We start from the raw sequence: 17,803 nt of genomic DNA on the forward strand, positions 1-17,803 counted from the left end.
GGCAAAAAAAGACGGGTCCCTGTTTCCGCGGGAACTGACAGCGGTGGATCGGCCGCGCGCGCAAGTCTGCCTGTTACCGAGGTTACAGGGGTTGGACGGGCGGGCCGGAAACGAAAAATCCCCGGGCAAGCCGGGGATTTCGGGATGATGTGAACGGGTCGCTCCGAAGAGGCCCTCTGTTACTCGGCTTCGTTGGCCGGTGCGGCGTTGAGCTGGCCGTACTTTTCCGCGCCGAGCTTGCCGAGAAGCTCAAGCTGGGTCTCGAGGAAGTCGATATGGCCTTCCTCGTCGATCAAAAGCTCTTCGAAGAGCTTCATGGTGACGTAGTCACCGGCATCATGACAGATGTCGCGCGACTTCTTGTAGGCCTTGCGGGCATCGTATTCGCCGGCGAGGTCGGCTTCCAGCACTTCCTTGACGTTCTGGCCGATGCGAAGCGGCGCGACGGTCTGGAGGTTCGGGTGGCCTTCGAGGAAGATGATGCGCGCGACCAGCTTGTCGGCGTGCTGCATCTCTTCGATGGACTCGGCACGCTCCTTCTTGGCGAGAAGCGTGTAACCCCAGTCCTCGAGAAGGCGGTAGTGGAGCCAGTACTGGTTGACAGCACCCAGCTCGAGATGGAGCGCTTCGTTAAGCTGCTCGATGACTTTTTTGTCGCCTTTCAAGATCCGCTCTCCTGTTTTCTTCATGGAATTGTTTGAGGCGGGTCATGAAATCAAATATCTCGTCGTCCGTCGAGTGGCGGCCGGCGTGGTACTGCTCGGTTGTGCGGACGATGATGTCCACCACGTTGGGAAAACAGCCGCAGCAACGGCCGCGCTTCTGCATTGCGTGGTAGACTTTTGCAGGCACGATGAGCTGCCAACAGTCCTCGTCGAGGAGGCTGTTGATCACGTCAACAATGTCCTTATCGGTGATGAAGTTGCAGCTGCAAACCAGCATTTCGTCCTGCCTGCCATACGCAAAGTACTGAGTTTCCGGCATTAAGCAAAAGAGGACATTGGTTGTCAAGAATGAACAGGTCAGCCCTGTTGACTCATTAATTTAGAGTCGTTCTAATCTTGACTAGAAATATCGCCTTTTCAGAGGGTTACGCTTTTGTGACATGGTGAAAATCCTGAGCCAGGTGCGACAAGCTGACCGATCACGATTTGTTGCAAAAGTGCCTTTTGGCGGCGCCTTTTCGAAAAGTCGCTGTTTTGACGCCCGTCGGCAGAAAAGTCGGCTCGCCACGCAAAACGTGCCATTGACGCGACGGAATGCGGGCAGGGCATGCAAATTCTACCCTCGAAAAGCGCTGGAAATCGTCTATATGACGGTCAAAGGAGTGCCCATGGCCCGCATTGACCAGACCGATGATTGGCGGACGCGCCATGCCCCGACGATCAGCGCGTTCGAATCGCTGGCGCTGGAGGCTTATGGCCATCTGCCGGAAGAATTCCGCGCGCTCACCGGCAACCTCATCATCGAGATCGCCGAATTCCCGAGCGACGACGTCTTTGAAGACATGGCGCTGGAAACGCCGTTCGACCTGCTCGGCCTGTTCGAGGGCCGCGGCATCAGCGAGCGCTTCACCGTAGAGACCGGCGAGATGCCGAACCGCATCACCCTCTACCGCCGCCCGATCCTCGATTACTGGGCGGAGAACGAGGAAACGCTGGGCGACATCATCACCCATGTGCTCATCCACGAGATCGGCCACCATTTCGGCCTGTCCGACGACGACATGGAGCGCATCGAGGCGAGCGCGGAGATCGCGGCGGGCTGAACCGCCGCGATTTGCTTCGAGCTTACTGCTCGGACAGCTTGATGTCCGGCGTGTAGTCCTTGCCCGGAACGTCCTTCACCACCGCCTGGCCGCATTGCATGATCTTGGCGTCGGCATTGTAGGCGTAGGTCGGCGAGCCATGCAGTTCCCAGCCCTTGTTCAGCGCCAGCGTCACCTTGTGGCAGAACGAGGCATCGTCGGGAGCGGTCAGCAGACGGTAGACTTTCATGCGTTTCTCTTTCTCTCGTTGATCATGTCGACCTTGGCGAGCAGACGCCCGGCCTGGTCGGCGTGGAGCTTTTCGACCATGCGGCCGCGCAGATCAATGACGGCCTTGCCGGCATTTTCGGGTGCTGCGAAGGCGGCGACGATGGCGAGTGCTTCCGCGGCATCGCCCTCAGCGACGCCGAAGGCCTCGTTGGCGATGGCAATCTGGGCGGGATGGATCAGCATCTTGCCGTCGAAACCCATCTGCCTTCCCTGCACGCATTCCGCTTCAAGACTGTCCGTATCCGAAAAATCGTTGAACACGGCGTCGACGATATCGAGCCCCGAGGCGCGCGCCGCCACGACGACCTGAAGCAACAGGGGAACGAGGTAGGGGCGGCCCGGAACATCGGCAATACCCGTTTCCTTGCGCAGGTCGTTGAGACCGACGACAAAACAATCGAGCCGGCCGCCTTGGGTGCGCCCCGTCTCGGCAATGGCCGCGAGATTGAGCAGACCGGCAGCCGTCTCGATCATCGCCCAGAGCCGTGGACCGTCATCTGCCCCCGCCTCGGAAAGCCAGTCAGCAACGGTGAGGATGTCCTGCGGCTCCGACACTTTCGGCAGCAGCACGGCATCCGGCATGCAGTCCAGCACCGCTTCGAGGTCCAGCGCGCCGTCCGCCCCGTCGAGCGAATTGATCCGGATGACATGTTCGCAACCGGAGGCCCGGCCGAGCCCCTTGAAATGCTCGACGAGGGCAGCGCGCGCGTCCGCCTTCTTCTCCGGCAGGACCGAATCCTCAAGATCGAAGATGATCGCATCGCAATCGAGCGCCACGGATTTGGCAAGTGCACGCGGATTTGCAGCGGGAACGCTCAGCACCGAACGGCGCAGGCGAAGCGGATGGTGGTGCGGGGTTCTGTTCATCCATCCTTTTTGCCGCGCTTTGTCGCAGCCGGCAAGCACTGCAGCGCCACGAATCCGGCGAGTTCGGCCTTGCAATGAACAAAATCGGCCCCCACATTGCAGTCTAGAGAAAGGGCAAAATCCATGCAGCGCATACGCTCCATCGTCTTCACAGTCCTCGCCACGCTCATCGCAGGCGCGACCTTCCTGTTCGCCGCCTCCGTCGGCCTTGCCATCGCCGGCATCGTCGCCGTGCTGATGCTGGGCTCGATGCTCGCCGGCAAGCTCCAGCCTGCCCCGGTCCGGGCAAGGGCCCGCGCACGCAACAATCGCACGGCTTCCGGCCAGCGCGAGCCGCGCATCTGGAACGACGGTCGCGGCACGATCATCGATCTCTAACCGCATCCCTCTTCTTGAAGGGGACACCGGGCGCAGACCGCGCCCGGCTTTTGCGTTTGCTCGACCCGGTTTTCCGAAGATTCTCCTTCAAATTCCGGGAAAACTGATCTAAACGCTGGACCGAACCGACATCACCGACTTTCGAGGTATCCGCATGGAAAAGTTCGTCAAGCTGACCGGCGTCGCCGCGCCGCTTCCCGTCGTCAACATCGACACGGACATGATCATTCCGAAGGACTACCTGAAGACCATCAAGCGCACCGGTCTCGGCGCGGGCCTCTTCGCCGAAGCGCGCTTTCATGAAGACGGCAGCGTCAATGAAGACTTCGTGCTGAACAAGCCAGCCTACCAGAACGCCACGATCCTGGTTGCCGGCGACAATTTCGGCTGCGGCTCCTCGCGCGAACACGCGCCGTGGGCGCTGCTCGACTTCGGCATCCGCTGCGTCATCTCCACCAGCTTCGCCGACATCTTCTACAACAACTGTTTCAAGAACGGCATCCTGCCGATCGTCGTCAGCCAGGACGACCTCGACAAGCTGATGGACGATGCCAGCCGCGGCTCCAATGCCATCCTGACCGTCGACCTGGAAACCCAGGAAATCACCGGACCCGACGGTGGCCGCATCACCTTCGACATCGACGCCTTCCGTCGCCACTGCCTGCTGAACGGCCTCGACGACATCGGCCTGACGCTGGAGAAGGCGACCGCCATCGACAGCTTCGAGAAGCAGAACGCCTCCTCGCGCCCCTGGGCCTGAGACGATGCGCCGGCTCATCTCGTCCGGTTCTCCCTTCGAACTGAAGGCAGGCTATTCGCGCGCCGTCGTTCAGGGTGACTGGTGTTTCGTTTCCGGCACGACCGGTTACGACTACGCGACGATGACCATGCCGGAAAGCGTCGAAGAGCAGACGCGCCGCTGCCTCGCCACCATTGGCGAGGTTCTGGATGAGGCCGGCTTCTCCTTTGCCGACGTCGTGCGCTGCCACTACTACGTCACCGAAGCCGCCTTCACCGACCGCGTCTTTCCGATCCTCGGCGAGACATTCGCTAAGATCCGCCCCGCCGCCACCATGGTCGTCTGCGACCTCATCCGGCCGGAAATGCTGATCGAGATCGAAGTGACGGCTCTTCGACAGACCTGAACCACTCGCGCAAAAATCTTTCGTCCCGGCGATTTTCCTTGAACGGAAGTTGCGCTAAGAAGCGCGCGACCAATCCGTGACATCAAGGAAATTGCCATGACAGCGCGTACCCTCCTCCTTCTGCCCGGCGACGGCATCGGCCCGGAAGCCATGGCGGAAGTCCGCAAGATCATCGCCTATATGAACACCGAACTCGGCGCCGGCTTTGAGACCGACGAAGGCCTCGTCGGCGGCTCGGCCTATGACGCGCATGGGGCGGCGATCTCGGAAGGCGACATGGAGAAGGCGCTTGCGGCCGATGCCGTGCTGTTCGGCGCCGTCGGCGGCCCGAAATGGGATGCCGTTCCCTACGAGGTGCGCCCGGAAGCCGGCCTGCTGCGCCTGCGCAAGGACCTGAAGCTGTTTGCGAACCTGCGCCCGGCGATCTGCTATCCGGCGCTCGCCAACGCCTCCTCGCTGAAGCCCGAGCTGGTCGAGGGCCTCGACATCCTCATCGTGCGCGAACTGACCGGCGGCGTCTATTTCGGCGAGCCGAAGGAGATCATCGATCTCGGCAACGGCCAGAAGCGCGGCATCGACACGCAGGTCTACGACACCTACGAGATCGAGCGCATTGCCGGCGTCGCCTTCGAACTGGCCCGCACGCGCGGCAACCGCGTCTGCTCGATGGAAAAGCGCAACGTCATGAAGTCCGGCGTTCTGTGGAACCAGGTCGTGACGGAAACGCACAAGCGCGCGTATTCCGACGTGCAGCTCGAGCACATGCTGGCGGATGCCGGCGGCATGCAGCTGGTTCGTGCGCCAAAACAGTTCGACGTCATCGTCACCGACAACCTGTTCGGCGACATGCTATCCGACGTCGCCGCCATGCTGACCGGCTCGCTCGGCATGCTGCCGTCCGCCTCGCTCGGCGCGCCGGACGCAAAGGGCCAGCGCAAGGCGCTCTACGAGCCCGTGCACGGCTCGGCACCGGACATTGCCGGCAAGGGCATTGCCAACCCGATCGCCATGATCGCGTCCTTCGCCATGTGCCTGCGCTACTCGTTCAACATGGTCGCGGAGGCCGACAACCTCGAGAAGGCGATCGCCGACGTGCTCGACAGTGGCATTCGCACCGGCGACATCATGTCCGAAGGCAGCCGCCAGGTCGGCACGACGGACATGGGCGACGCGATCCTCGCAGCGTTCAAGAAGCTCTCGGCCTGAGACAAACCATCCGACTGAAAAGGCTCCCGGCGCATCGCTCCGGGAGCCTTTTTCATGTCCGCTCTCTTGAAATGGCAGCGGTCGCCAACACATGGGACACACGCCATGTCCGAAGGATACCCATGAACCGACCGCTCGCCACCTCCACGCTCTGGATCCTCGCCGCCACCGTCGTGCTCGTCCTGGCCCTCATCCCCTTCGATCCGGCCCTGTCGCAACGCGCCCAGGGCCTGCCTGGCGCCATCGTCACCTTCAACCAGCGCATCACGGATTTCGGCACCTTCAGCTGGATGATCTACGGCTCCGCCGTTATCATCATCGTCGCCTACATCATCCACCGGGTCAGCCGGAACGAGACCTTAGCGGGCCGGGCAAGAACCGCGCGACGACTGTCGCTCTACTTCTTCCTGACGATCGGCGCGACAAGCGCACTGGTGCATCTCTTCAAACTGATCGTCGGGCGGGCGCGGCCGGAGCTTTTTGCCGACCACGGCGCCTACAGCCTGACGCCCTTCGCCTATGACGATCTCTATTCCAGCTTTCCATCCGGTCATTCGGCGGCCGTCGGCGCCTTTTTCGGCGCCTTTTCGATGCTCGCGCCGCGGCTGCGGCCGCTCTTCTTGATCGGTGCGCTGATGATCGGCGTCTCGCGCGTCATCGTCGGCGCGCATTATCCGAGCGATGTGGCCGCAGGCCTGTTGCTCGGCCTCTGGACCGCCGTTGCCACAGCCTTCTTCTTCGCCCGCAAGGAATGGCTTTTCCGTTTCAACGAGAAGGGCTGGCCGCTGCCGAAGGCGCTTCTTCCCCCAACAGCGCAATAAAAAACCCGGCCCGTGTTGCCACGAGCCGGATTGCCATGAACTCATCGGAAGGGGGGAGATCAATCCATGGCGTGGATGTCGCGGTCCTTGGTTTCCGGCAGGAACAGCAGGCCGATAACCAGCGTGAGACCTGCGAAGACGATCGGATACCAGAGACCGAAGTAGATATCGCCCTGGGCAGCGCTCATCGCGAAGGCCATTGCCGGGAGCAGACCACCGAACCAGCCGTTGCCGATATGGTAGGGCAGCGACATGCCGGTGTAGCGGATGCGGGTCGGGAAGAGTTCGACCAGCAGGGCGGCGATCGGGCCGTAGACCATGGTGACGTAGATCACGAGGACCGTCAGCACCGCGATGATCGTGGTCCAGTTCACGTTTGCAGGATCGGCGACCATGGTGAAGGGACCGCCGCCGGCAATCGTGTAGACCGGCATGTCGGTGACACCGGTGGCTTCTTCGGCCGTCAGCAGCTTGGCCTTGATGAGGTCGGCTGCCGGCATGTTGGCCTTTTCGCCGGCACGGATGGCCGCCGCATCAAGGGCGAGTTCCGGGTTCGCGGCGACGAAGGCATCGAGCTTGGCTTCCGGAACCTTGGCGGCACCGCGGACCAGCGGATAACCGCCGTCATGAAGCGCCATGTTGGTCTGCTTCTGGAAGGCAGCGTCGAGAGCCTTGGCCTGGTCGCCTGCGGCGATGGCGTCATAGCTGTTGATCGTCTGCTCGCCGATCTTCACCGTCGCAGCCGTGCCGGCAGCCGCCGTGGTGACGACGTCATAGGGCACCGAGTTGCGGGTCAGGAACGATGTTGCGATATCGCACGACGTGGTGAACTTCGCAGTTCCCGTCGGGTTGAACTGGAACTTGCAGTCGCCCGGAGCGGCGGTAACCGTCGCGCGGATCGTGTCCTGTGCCTGTGCAAGTGCCGGGTTGCCGGCCCAGGTCAGCGCCTTGAACAGCGGGAAGTAGGTTAGCATGGCAAGCAGCAGGCCGGCCATGATGATCGGCTTGCGGCCGATCTTGTCGGACAGCCAGCCGAAGAAGACGAAGAAGCCGGTGCCTAGCAGCAGCGAGCAGGCAACCATGATGTTCGCCGACTGACCGTCGACCTTCAGCACGCCGGTCAGGAAGAACAGCGCGTAGAACTGGCCGGAATACCAGACGACGGCCTGGCCGACGACGGCGCCGAACAGTGCGAGCAGCGCGATCTTGGCGTTGCGCCACTGGCCGAAGGCTTCGCTGAGCGGTGCCTTGGAACCCTTGCCCTCTTCCTTCATTTTCGCGAAGGCCGGCGATTCGTTCATCTTCAGACGGATCCATACGGAAACGCCGAGCAGAATGGCCGAGAGCAGGAACGGAATGCGCCAGCCCCATTCGGCGAAGGCTTCCTTGCCGAGAATGTATTGCACCGCGAGGATGACGACCAGCGACAGGAACAGGCCGAGCGTCGCCGTTGTCTGGATCCACGAGGTGAAGTAGCCGCGCCTGCCGTCGGGAGCATGTTCCGCGACGTAGGTGGCAGCACCGCCATATTCACCGCCGAGCGCCAGGCCCTGCAGCATGCGCAGCAGGATCAGGATGATCGGAGCGGCGATACCGATGGTGGCGGCACCGGGCAGAAGGCCCACGACGAAGGTCGAGACGCCCATGATGAGAATGGTGACGAGGAAGGTGTACTTGCGGCCGACGAGATCGCCGAGACGACCGAACACCAGCGCGCCGAACGGACGAACGAGAAAGCCGGCAGCAAAGGCCAGCAGCGCGAAGATGTTGCGCGTCGTTTCTGGATACTGGCTGAAGAAAGTCGCGCCGATATAGATCGCCAGCGAACCGTAAAGATAGAAATCATACCATTCGAAAACTGTGCCGAGCGAAGAGGCGAAGATCACCTTCTTCTGCTCGCCGGTCATCGGCGCCGCCTTGGCGGTGCCTGCCGTCGAAACATTTGCCATTTGTTTGTCCTCCACAAAAACGGCGTGTCGGGGCAGCCCATGGAGGTCCGGAGTTCCTCCCTAAAAACACCGGACGGGGTGCGCCTGATGGAAGGATGGCAGAAAATGGACTGTGACATCAGCGCTGCTTTGGGCTTATGACTTTCGGCCTAAGACTTAAGTTACAGGCGACTGGTCTCACTGAAACGCCGCATTCATCCTGCAAGGCTTGACTCTTCGCAAGATGAGCGTATTCAGCACGCACGCAAGGGAACCGACATGAACCGCTTTGGTCTAACCATCGCCAGCATGATCGCTCCGGCCTTCAACGCCGGACGGGTTCGCTATTGCGTATCGATTTCCAAAACAACGGCCAAAACGACGACGAAAACCGTCTGACGTCTCTGGCCCACCGCTCTCTCCCCGGTATGGCCGGGGACCGAAACCCGCGTCGAGGCCGGCGGGTTTCCCCTCCTGACCCCGCGGAGAGACAGAGAAAGAGAGCATAAATATGGGTTTCAAGATCGCAATCGTCGGCGCGACCGGCAATGTCGGCCGTGAGATGCTGAACATCCTTTCCGAGCGGGGCTTCCCGGCTGACGAAGTCGTGGCGCTGGCCTCCAGCCGCTCGTTCGGCACCGAAGTGTCCTTCGGCGACAAGACGCTGAAGGTCCAGAACCTCGAAAACTACGACTTCTCGGACACCGACATCTGCCTGATGTCGGCTGGCGGCACGGTTTCGCAGAAGTGGTCGCCGAAGATCGGCGCCAAGGGCTGCGTCGTCATCGACAACTCGTCCGCCTGGCGCTACGACGCCGACGTTCCGCTGATCGTTCCGGAAGTGAACCCGGACGCCATCAGCCTGTTCACCCGCAAGAACATCATTGCCAACCCGAATTGCTCGACCGCCCAGCTGGTCGTCGCGCTGAAGCCGCTGCATGATCGCGCCAAGATCAAGCGCGTCGTCGTCTCGACCTACCAGTCCGTCTCCGGCGCCGGCAAGGAAGGCATGGACGAACTCTTCCAGCAGACCCGCGCCGTCTTCGTCGCCGATCCGGTCGAATCGAAGAAGTTCACCAAGCGCATCGCCTTCAACGTCATTCCGCATATCGATAGTTTCATGGAAGATGGCTACACGAAGGAAGAGTGGAAGGTTCTCGCCGAGACCAAGAAGATGCTCGACCCGAAGATCAAGGTGACCTGCACGGCCGTGCGCGTTCCGGTCTTCATCGGCCATTCCGAATCGGTCAACATCGAGTTCGAAAGCGAAATCACGGCGGACGAAGCCCGCGAGATCCTGCGCGAAGCGCCGGGTTGCCAGGTCATCGACAAGCACGAAAACGGCGGCTACATCACGCCGTACGAATCGGCCGGTGAAGACGCGACCTACATTTCGCGCATCCGCGAGGACGCAACCGTCGAGAACGGCCTCAACATCTGGGTCGTTTCCGACAACCTGCGCAAGGGTGCCGCCCTCAACGCCATCCAGATTGCGGAGCTGCTCGTTGCCCGTGGCCTGATCAAGGCGAAGAAGCAGGCCGCCTGATTGAACGAAAGACGAGGAGAAGGGGCGTCTGGCGCATTTCGGTCAGAAATGGCAACGTTCCCTTAACCAAGTTTAAATAAAAGTCCCGGTTGTTCCGTCTGAGAACAATCGGGACTTCGCTTTGAAACCATGCCGGCGGTCTCGCCGGAGCGGGCTCACGGCGAGTTGCGGTGACAGGAACAGGGGAGCATGACATGCTCCCGCAGCGGATAGACGAACATCACGGGGTTTTTTATGGGCATGACAAAGAGCGTGGCCAAGGTGCTGGCCGCATTGATCGCCACAGCAGCGGTGCCGGCGGTGGCTGAGGCTGCCAAGTGCGGCAACGATGCGAGCGGTTTTCCGGCCTGGGTCGAGGCATTCAAGGATGAGGCGGCCGGCCGCGGCATCAGCAGCGCGACGATCAACAAGGCTTTCGCCAATGTCAGCTACGCGCGCGCGACGATCCGCGCCGACCGCGGCCAGAAAAGCTTCAAGCTCTCGCTCGAGCAGTTCATGCAGAAGCGCGGCGGCCAGGCGATCATCCGCCGCGGCAAGGGCCTGAAGAAGCAGAACGCTGCCCTCTTCGACCGTATCGAAGCGCGCTACGGCGTGCCGGCCGGTCCGCTGCTCGCCATCTGGGGCATGGAAACCGGCTTCGGCGGCTTCCTCGGCAAGGAACACACGATCTCGGCCGTCGCGACACTCGCCTATGACTGCCGCCGGTCGGACTATTTCACCAACCAGCTCTACGCAACGCTGCAACTCGTGCAGAACGGCACGCTCAGCACCACAGCCCGTGGTGCGGCACATGGCGAAATCGGCCAGACGCAGTTCCTGCCGGCAAACGTGCTGAAATATGGCGTCGACGGTGACGGCAACGGCCGCATCGACCTCGTCGGCTCGAAGGCCGATGCGCTCGCCTCGACGGCGAACTTCCTGCGCGGCCACGGCTGGAGTGCCGGCGGTGGTTATCAGCCGGGCGAGGGCAACTTTGGCGCCTTGCAGGGCTGGAACGCGGCCAGCGTCTACCAGCGCGCGATCGCCATCATCGGCGCGGAAATCGACGGCGACTGAGCCGGATAAGATTTGAATACAGAAAACCCGGTGCGAGCCTTCGCGCCGGGTTTTTGCATTTTGAGCATGCCCGCTTTGTTTTAAATCGCGAAAAAGCTCTCCCGCTCGTTTTCGCGATTCCGGGCTTTGCTGAAATTGCTCTAGAGGCTCGGGCGTAAAAAGTCGCCCGTCTTGCCGTCCATGACCCAAAGCTCGCCGGTCGAAATATCGAACCAGGAGCCGTGCAGTTGCATGCGGCCTTTCTCTTCCAGAATGCGCACGCAAGGGAACGTCCGCAGATTGGCAAGCGAGTTGCGGATGGAGACGCGCTCCAGCGCACGCTGGCGCTCAGCCTGCGTCAGGATTTCAGCGCCCTGGATTTGCTCGGCAACGGGCTTCAGCATGCCCATCCACTTGCCGATGAAGTCACCGGGCGATAGCGGCTCGGCATCCGGGTCGAGCGCGGCCGAAATGCCGCCGCAGCGACCATGGCCCATGACGACGATATCGCTGACCTTCAGCGATTGCACCGCGAATTCGAGCGCTGCCGAGGTTGCGTGGAACTGGCCGTCCGGCTCGTAGGGCGGCACGAGGTTCGCCACGTTGCGCACCACGAAAAGTTCGCCCGGCCCGCTGTCGAAAATAGTTTCCGGTGCAGCGCGGGAGTCACAACAGGCAATCACGAGGGTCTTTGGCTTCTGGCCGGTCTCGGCCAAGGCCCTGTAGCGCGCCGATTGTTCGGCATAGCGGCCGGACATGAAATTGCGGTAGCCGTTCAGAAGACGATCGGGAAAGCGGTTCATGATGTCGGAATACCCCCGTGTAACGATCTACGGATGAGGCCCCATCCGGAAGTGCATAAACCACTCCGCAGGGCAGGGCGCAAGGCGCTTTAGGGCCGTCGCGTCTGCGCCGGATGCACAAGGCGGCGCATCTGCACCATGGCCATGGGTGTCGAAATGCTGGCGGCGTCCTGCTCGAGCGTCAGTTCGTCGGCACCACGCTTTGCGGTGCGTGCGACAATCTCGAAGACGCTGGCGGTCGCCATCATCAGCGCGCGCTCTTCCGGTAGCTTTTCCATCAGCCGGGACAGGAAGATCGCGGCAAGCAGGTCGCCGGTGCCGTTCGGCGGGTTCGGCACGAGCCGGTGTTCCGCCAGAAGCGCGCTGCGGCCGGAAAGATAGAGATTGCCCGTGCTGCCCGCCATCAGCGGCAGCGAGGAGGTCACGAGCATGCGGGCCGGGCCGAGCGAGAGGGCAGCATCAACGATTGCCGCATTGGTCTCAAGCGGCGCGCCGGCGAGCCAGGCCAGTTCGAAGCGGTTGGGCGTGGCGATCGAGGCGAGCGGGATCAGGCTGTCGCGGATCGCCACCGCCGTTTCTTCCGCGATATAGAGGCCGTTCTCATCGCCGCAGACCGGATCGCACATGTAAAGAAGATTGGGATTGTCCACACGAAGGCTTTCAACCAGCCGCGCCACGGCGCGCGCCTGCGCAACGCTACCGAGATAGCCGGACAAGACGGCTTTCACCTCGCTCCGCCATGGTGCTCGGGTGAGGTCTGATATCATCGCGTCGAAATCATCCGCCGAAATCGCCACCCGCGTCGATTTTCCGTGGCCGGGATGCCAGGGCAGAATGACCGTCGGCAGCGCCCAGACCGGATGGCCGAGTGTTTCGAGTGCGAAGACGGCGGCGCGGTTGCCCACCGTGCCGCGCACCACATGGCTCGAAATGACGATGACGGTGCCCTTGTCGCTCTCGGTCATAGCCTGCTCCCTCGTTCCGTTCGAGTGATGACAAGGGGGTGTTTTCCTGTCAACGCCCGACATGGCAAGTGCCTGTCGCTGCAGGGCAACATGGAACGGCTTCCGCCGGTTTTTGGCTGCTTTTCGACGAAAAAACCCCGATTTAACGTCAAAACGTCAGCAAAACTGACCTATTCCGGACAAAATCGATTGAATTTTCTCGCAAATGCACAAATTTCGTCGCGCGTATTTTTTCTTCTGCTAACGTCCGGCGATCGGATTCGAGGGAAAATTCCATGGGTGCCAGGACCAACGTGAAACGAGAAAAACACATCGAGGCCGCCAAAGCTGCAGCCGCCGCCCTCGGCGCAAAGACGCTGAACCCGGACATCCTTTTCGGACGTGCCAGCAAGGACGATATCGAGCATTATACCGGCGAAATGCTGGCTGCAGCCGCCGCCCATGCCATGGCCGAAATCGAGGCCTGGGACGGCTCCGCGCCGCGCGTGACCGTCACCACGCTGCCTGACGTCCGGCCCCAGGGCCAGCCGGTCTCCGTGCTCTCCGTTACCGACCGCAACCAGCCGTTCCTCTACGATTCGGTGATGGGCGAAGTGACGAGCACACATCGCGACGTACACCTCGCGATCCACCCGATCCTCGTGGTGAAGCCCGGTGAAGCGCCGAAGCTCTTCTCGCCGGACGAGGAAAGCGAGCCGACGCAGCGGGTCAGCCATATCGAGATCCATCTCTCGGAGCTCGCGCCCAATGAGGCGGCGTCGCTCACCGAGCGGGTCCGCAACGTGCTTCACCAGGTTCATGTCGCCGTCGACGACTGGCCTTCCATGGTCGAAAAACTCGACAGCGCCATGGCCGACATGGAGCGCTACGCCAAGGCCAAGGCCGACAAGGACGAGGCGCTCGCCTTCCTGACCTGGCTGCGCGGCAACAACTTCACCTTCCTCGGCATGCGCGAATACAGCTATTCCGGCAAGGGCGAGCAGGCGACCGTGGAGCGCGGCGGCGAAGGCCTCGGCATTCTCGCCGACCCGGACGTCCGCGTGCTGCGCCTCGGCAAGGACGCCGTGACGACGACGCCGGAAATCCTGGAATTCCTCGAAGGCCCGGATCTGCTGATCGTCACCAAGGCAAATGTGAAATCCGTCGTGCACCGTCGCGCCTATATGGATTATGTCGGCCTCAAGCGTTTCAACGAGAAGGGCAAGGTGATCGGCGAGTTGCGCATCGTCGGCCTCTTCACCTCGACAGCCTATACCCATGCCGCCGGCCAGATCCCGCTTCTGCGCTCCAAGGTGGCGGATGTTGTCGAGCATTTCGGCTACGACCCGAAGAGCCATTCCGGCAAGATGCTGATCAACACGCTGGAATCCTATCCGCGTGACGATCTCTTCCAGATCGACACCGGCCTGCTTGCCAGCTTCTGCGAACAGATCAACGAACTGTCCGACCGGCCGCGCATTCGCGTGCTGCCGCGCATCGACCGCTTCGACCGTTTCGTCTCGGTGATCGTTTACGTGCCGCGCGAGCAATACGATTCCGACGTGCGCGAAAAAATCGGCAATTATCTGAAGTCGGCTTATGACGGCCGCGTCTCCGCCTATTATCCGGCTTTCCCGGAAGGCGGCCTTGCCCGCGTGCATTTCATCGTCGGCCGCTCCGGCGGCAAGACGCCGCGCATCCCGCAGGCAAAGCTCGAGCAGGCCGTGCGCGAGATCGCCACCCGCTGGACCGACCGTTTCGAAGCACTCTCCAATGCCGATGGCCTGCGACTGGTCGCCGACCGCGGCTACCAGGAGGATTTCACACCCGCCGAGGCCCATGCGGACCTTGCCCTGATTACCACGGCAACATCCGAAAACCCGATCAGCATCGCCTTCTACCGCAAGGCCTGGAACACCGATCTCAGCTCGGTCGAGTTGAAAATCTTCCACGCCAACGAACCTGTGTCGCTGTCGAAGCGCGTGCCGCTCTTGGAAAATCTCGGCTTCAACGTCATCAGCGAACAGACGCACGACCTGACCGTCGTGGGTCTCGATGGCGAACAGCGCCGCGTCATCCTGCATGACATGGAGCTGAAGCACCGCGACGGGATCGAGATCAACCTCGACAAACTGAGCCCGATGCTGGAGGAAGCCTTCCTTGCCGCCTGGCATGGCGAGGTGGACGATGACGCGCTGAACCGTCTCATCCTGACCGGTGGGCTTTCCGCCCGCGAAATCATGGCGCTGCGCACCTATTCGCGCTACCTGCGCCAGACCGGCATTCCCTATTCGCAGGGCTATATTGCCGATACGCTCAACAAGTATCCGGCGATCGCCTCCAACCTCTTCCGCCTGTTCAAGACCCGCCTCGACCCGAAGTTTTCGGACCGCCAGCGCGAGAAGAAGACCGGTGAAACGGCGACGGCGATCGAAGAAGCCCTGGCCAACGTGCCGAGCCTCGACGAGGACCGGATTCTCCGCCGCTACGTCAACGCCATCCAGGCGACGCTGCGCACCAACTACTTCCAGCGCGATGCCGACGGCAAGCCGCGCAAGACGCTGGCGATCAAGCTCGATCCGAAGGCGCTGGACGGCCTGCCGGAACCACGCCCCTTCCGCGAAATCTTCGTCTACGGCGCCGAGGTCGAGGGCGTGCACCTGCGCTTCGGCAAGGTCGCCCGCGGCGGCCTGCGCTGGTCCGACCGTGCACAGGACTACCGCACGGAAGTGCTGGGCCTCGTGAAGGCGCAGCAGGTGAAGAACTCGGTCATCGTGCCGGTCGGCGCCAAGGGCGGCTTCTATCCGAAGCAGTTGCCGGTTGGCGGCAGCCGCGACGCCATCTTCAAGGCCGGCACCGAGGCCTACAAGACCTATATCCGCACGCTGCTCTCGGTCACCGACAACATTGTCGGCCAGGACATCGTGCCGCCCGCCGATACGGTCCGCCTCGACGGTGACGATCCCTATTTCGTCGTCGCCGCCGACAAGGGCACCGCAACCTTCTCCGACACCGCGAACGGTCTGGCACAGGAAGCCGGCTTCTGGCTCGACGACGCCTTCGCGTCGGGTGGCTCTGCCGGCTACGACCACAAGAAGATGGGCATCACCGCCCGCGGCGCCTGGGAAACCGTCAAGCGCCACTTCCGTGAAATGAACATCGACATCCAGAAGACGCCCTTCACCGTTGCCGGCGTCGGCGACATGTCGGGCGACGTTTTTGGCAACGGCATGCTGCTGTCGCGGAAAATCCGCCTGCTGGCCGCCTTCGACCACCGGGATATCTTCATCGATCCGTCGCCGGATACCGATACGTCCTTCGCGGAGCGTCGCCGCATGTTCGCCCTGCCGCGCTCGAGCTGGCAGGACTATGATCGTTCCGTGCTCTCCAAGGGTGCGATGATCATCCCGCGTACGGAAAAATCCGTGACGCTGACGCCGGAAGCCATGGCGGTCATCGGCATCGACAAGGCCAAGGCGACGCCGTTCGAAATCATGACGGCGATCCTGAAGGCCCCGGTCGACCTGATGTGGTTCGGCGGCATCGGCACCTATATCCGCGGCCAGAACGAAACCGACGCGGAAGTCGGCGACCGCGCCAATGACCCGATCCGCATCGTCGCCGACGATGTGCGCGCCAAGGTGATCGGCGAGGGCGCAAACCTCGGCGTTACCCAGCGCGGCCGCATCGCCTTCGGCCTCAAGGGCGGGCGCTGCAACTCCGACGCCATCGACAACTCGGCCGGCGTGAATTCGTCGGACGTCGAGGTCAACATCAAGATCGCGCTCGCTTCCGCCATGCGTGACGAGCGGCTGACGCGCGCCAAGCGCAACGTGTTGCTCGCCTCGATGACGGACGAGGTGGGCCACCTCGTGCTGCGCAACAACTACCTGCAATCGCTGGCGATCTCGCTCATCGAAAAGCAGGGTGTTGCCAACCGCGCGCCGCTGACGCGCCTGATGGACCGCCTGGAAACTGCCGGGCAGCTCAACCGCAAGGTCGAGACCCTGCCGGACGACCGCACGGTGGCGGAACGCTACCAGGCTGGCAAGCCGCTGACGCGGCCGGAGATCGGCGTGCTGCTCTCCTATGCCAAGCTCGTGCTGTTCGACGAGCTCGTCCACACCGGCCTGCCGGACGAGCCCTATTTCGAACCGACGCTGATGAGCTACTTCCCGGCGAAGATGCAGAAAACCTATGCGGACGACATCCGCTCGCATCGCCTGCGCCGGGAAATCATCGCGACCATCCTCGCCAACGAGGTGATCAACCGCGGCGGCCCGGCCTTCATCACCACGCTGACCGATGGCACCGGCTTCGGTCCGGCGGATGCCGTGAAGGCGGCCGTCATCGCCCGCGATGGCTACGGCCTCTCGGCGCTCTATGCCGGCGTCGATGCGCTGGACACTCTCGTCGCCGGGTCCGTGCAGAACGAACTCTATGAGGAGATCGGCCGCATCTACGCCACCGTCACAAGCCTGCTTTTGACGACGGGCGCGGTATCGGGCTCGATGGAGCAGGCAGTGCACAAGCTGAAGCAGGCGCTGAAGCAGCTTCGCCCGCATCTTTCGACGCTGATTTCGGAAGCGGCTGGCGACGAAGCCCGCCGCAAGGCCCATGCCTATGAGGACGAAGGCGTGCCGGCGGATCTGGCGGAAGAAATCGCCACGCTCTCCATGCTGATCTTTGTGCCGGAGGTGATGCTGATTGCCGGGTCGACGGGCGACACGCTCGGCAAGACCGCGCAGACCTTCGCCGGTATCAGCTCGACGCTCAATATCGGCCGGCTGCTCTCGGCGGCAAGCCGCATCCAGACCGGCGATCTCTACGAGGCGCTCGCCCTGCAACGCAGCCTCACCGACATCGCCAATGCCCGCCGCGATCTCGCGACGGTCGTCCTGACGCGCCACAAGGGCGACAAGGCGCCGCTCGCGGCCTGGCAACAGGCTGACGAGAAGAAGCTTGCCCGTGTGACGGCCAATCTCTCTGCGCTGATCGAAGCGGGCGAGGCCACGCTCGCGAAGGTGAGCGTCGCCGCAGGCGTCCTCAGCGATCTTGCGCAGGAACGGGCGAAATGACACAGTCCTGCTGC

At 62.3% G+C, this 17,803-nt stretch carries 15 protein-coding genes and 1 pseudogene; 9 read left to right on the top strand and 7 right to left on the bottom strand.

Going from position 1 to position 17,803, the window contains the following annotated elements:
* Positions 1–179: 179 nt before the first annotated feature.
* Both bfr and AC1RT2_RS12395 read right to left on the bottom strand, forming a co-directional pair.
* On the bottom strand, positions 180–665 hold the full coding sequence (bfr, locus tag AC1RT2_RS12390; protein ID WP_069060575.1) for a bacterioferritin: 486 nt from the start codon (positions 663–665) through the stop codon (positions 180–182).
* Positions 631–1,001 (bottom strand): annotated as a pseudogene (locus AC1RT2_RS12395) ((2Fe-2S)-binding protein). Before AC1RT2_RS12395 ends, bfr begins: the two are co-directional and overlap by 35 nt.
* Before the next feature lie 332 nt (positions 1,002–1,333).
* Between AC1RT2_RS12395 and AC1RT2_RS12400 the strand changes: the two are divergent.
* Positions 1,334–1,768, top strand: coding sequence for a metallopeptidase family protein (locus AC1RT2_RS12400; RefSeq protein WP_069061576.1), 435 nt, complete (start codon positions 1,334–1,336; stop codon positions 1,766–1,768).
* Positions 1,769–1,790: 22 nt separating this feature from the next.
* Here the strand turns inward: AC1RT2_RS12400 and AC1RT2_RS12405 are convergent, their stop codons facing one another.
* Together AC1RT2_RS12405 and AC1RT2_RS12410 are read right to left on the bottom strand one after the other, a co-directional pair.
* Entirely contained in the window at positions 1,791–1,997 is a 207-nt protein-coding gene (locus AC1RT2_RS12405) for a DUF1737 domain-containing protein (protein ID WP_493102217.1), read from the bottom strand.
* On the bottom strand, positions 1,994–2,905 hold the full coding sequence (locus tag AC1RT2_RS12410) for an HpcH/HpaI aldolase/citrate lyase family protein (RefSeq protein WP_493102219.1): 912 nt from the start codon (positions 2,903–2,905) through the stop codon (positions 1,994–1,996). The genes AC1RT2_RS12405 and AC1RT2_RS12410 overlap by 4 nt, the downstream gene beginning before the upstream one ends.
* A 123-nt stretch (positions 2,906–3,028) precedes the next feature.
* Between AC1RT2_RS12410 and AC1RT2_RS12415 the strand changes: the two genes are divergently transcribed.
* From AC1RT2_RS12415 to AC1RT2_RS12435, 5 genes are all read left to right on the top strand, one after another.
* Complete coding sequence (locus AC1RT2_RS12415; protein WP_261005332.1) at positions 3,029–3,283, top strand: hypothetical protein; 255 nt, start codon at positions 3,029–3,031, stop codon at positions 3,281–3,283.
* Positions 3,284–3,437: 154 nt separating this feature from the next.
* A complete protein-coding gene (gene leuD / locus AC1RT2_RS12420; RefSeq protein ID WP_069060571.1) occupies positions 3,438–4,043 on the top strand; it encodes a 3-isopropylmalate dehydratase small subunit in 606 nt (201 codons plus the stop codon).
* A 4-nt stretch (positions 4,044–4,047) separates the two neighbouring features.
* Entirely contained in the window at positions 4,048–4,428 is a 381-nt protein-coding gene (locus AC1RT2_RS12425; protein ID WP_493102222.1) for a RidA family protein, read from the top strand.
* 96 nt (positions 4,429–4,524) lie between these two features.
* The gene (gene leuB, locus AC1RT2_RS12430) at positions 4,525–5,634 is read left to right on the top strand and encodes a 3-isopropylmalate dehydrogenase (RefSeq protein WP_493102224.1); all 1,110 of its coding nucleotides are present in this window, start codon (positions 4,525–4,527) and stop codon (positions 5,632–5,634) included.
* 122 nt (positions 5,635–5,756) lie between these two features.
* Entirely contained in the window at positions 5,757–6,455 is a 699-nt protein-coding gene (locus AC1RT2_RS12435) for a phosphatase PAP2 family protein (protein ID WP_493102226.1), read from the top strand.
* A gap of 59 nt (positions 6,456–6,514) precedes the next feature.
* Here AC1RT2_RS12435 and AC1RT2_RS12440 read toward each other — a convergent pair whose 3' ends face one another.
* The gene (locus tag AC1RT2_RS12440) at positions 6,515–8,404 is read right to left on the bottom strand and encodes an MFS transporter (protein ID WP_069060567.1); all 1,890 of its coding nucleotides are present in this window, start codon (positions 8,402–8,404) and stop codon (positions 6,515–6,517) included.
* A gap of 490 nt (positions 8,405–8,894) precedes the next feature.
* Between AC1RT2_RS12440 and AC1RT2_RS12445 the strand changes: the two genes are divergently transcribed.
* Complete coding sequence (locus AC1RT2_RS12445) at positions 8,895–9,929, top strand: aspartate-semialdehyde dehydrogenase (RefSeq protein WP_493102228.1); 1,035 nt, start codon at positions 8,895–8,897, stop codon at positions 9,927–9,929.
* Between the two features lie 234 nt (positions 9,930–10,163).
* Positions 10,164–10,985: a lytic murein transglycosylase gene (locus AC1RT2_RS12450; RefSeq protein WP_493102229.1), complete on the top strand. Its 822-nt coding sequence runs from the start codon at positions 10,164–10,166 to the stop codon at positions 10,983–10,985.
* A 140-nt stretch (positions 10,986–11,125) separates the two neighbouring features.
* On the opposite strand, the gene AC1RT2_RS12455 is transcribed toward AC1RT2_RS12450, so the two are convergent.
* Both AC1RT2_RS12455 and pdxY read right to left on the bottom strand, forming a co-directional pair.
* Entirely contained in the window at positions 11,126–11,767 is a 642-nt protein-coding gene (locus AC1RT2_RS12455) for a carbonic anhydrase (protein ID WP_069060564.1), read from the bottom strand.
* Between the two features lie 89 nt (positions 11,768–11,856).
* Complete coding sequence (gene pdxY, locus AC1RT2_RS12460) at positions 11,857–12,732, bottom strand: pyridoxal kinase PdxY (RefSeq protein ID WP_493102230.1); 876 nt, start codon at positions 12,730–12,732, stop codon at positions 11,857–11,859.
* 275 nt (positions 12,733–13,007) lie between these two features.
* Between pdxY and AC1RT2_RS12465 the strand changes: the two genes are divergently transcribed.
* Positions 13,008–17,789 carry an NAD-glutamate dehydrogenase gene (locus AC1RT2_RS12465; RefSeq protein ID WP_493102232.1) on the top strand — a complete coding sequence of 1,594 codons (4,782 nt, stop codon included), beginning with the start codon at positions 13,008–13,010 and terminating at the stop codon, positions 17,787–17,789.
* Positions 17,790–17,803: the final 14 nt, after the last annotated feature.

It is taken from the genome of Shinella sp. GW821-FHT11G07 (assembly GCF_058808115.1).

Coding starts and splice junctions, on each gene's coding strand:
- AC1RT2_RS12400 (WP_069061576.1), top strand. CDS start 1,334: ATGGCCCGCATTGACCAGACCGATGATTGGCGGACGCGCCATGCCCCG.
- AC1RT2_RS12405 (WP_493102217.1), bottom strand. CDS start 1,997: ATGAAAGTCTACCGTCTGCTGACCGCTCCCGACGATGCCTCGTTCTGC.
- AC1RT2_RS12410 (WP_493102219.1), bottom strand. CDS start 2,905: ATGAACAGAACCCCGCACCACCATCCGCTTCGCCTGCGCCGTTCGGTG.
- AC1RT2_RS12415 (WP_261005332.1), top strand. CDS start 3,029: ATGCAGCGCATACGCTCCATCGTCTTCACAGTCCTCGCCACGCTCATC.
- leuD (WP_069060571.1), top strand. CDS start 3,438: ATGGAAAAGTTCGTCAAGCTGACCGGCGTCGCCGCGCCGCTTCCCGTC.
- AC1RT2_RS12425 (WP_493102222.1), top strand. CDS start 4,048: ATGCGCCGGCTCATCTCGTCCGGTTCTCCCTTCGAACTGAAGGCAGGC.
- leuB (WP_493102224.1), top strand. CDS start 4,525: ATGACAGCGCGTACCCTCCTCCTTCTGCCCGGCGACGGCATCGGCCCG.
- AC1RT2_RS12435 (WP_493102226.1), top strand. CDS start 5,757: ATGAACCGACCGCTCGCCACCTCCACGCTCTGGATCCTCGCCGCCACC.
- AC1RT2_RS12440 (WP_069060567.1), bottom strand. CDS start 8,404: ATGGCAAATGTTTCGACGGCAGGCACCGCCAAGGCGGCGCCGATGACC.
- AC1RT2_RS12445 (WP_493102228.1), top strand. CDS start 8,895: ATGGGTTTCAAGATCGCAATCGTCGGCGCGACCGGCAATGTCGGCCGT.
- AC1RT2_RS12450 (WP_493102229.1), top strand. CDS start 10,164: ATGGGCATGACAAAGAGCGTGGCCAAGGTGCTGGCCGCATTGATCGCC.
- AC1RT2_RS12455 (WP_069060564.1), bottom strand. CDS start 11,767: ATGAACCGCTTTCCCGATCGTCTTCTGAACGGCTACCGCAATTTCATG.
- pdxY (WP_493102230.1), bottom strand. CDS start 12,732: ATGACCGAGAGCGACAAGGGCACCGTCATCGTCATTTCGAGCCATGTG.
- AC1RT2_RS12465 (WP_493102232.1), top strand. CDS start 13,008: ATGGGTGCCAGGACCAACGTGAAACGAGAAAAACACATCGAGGCCGCC.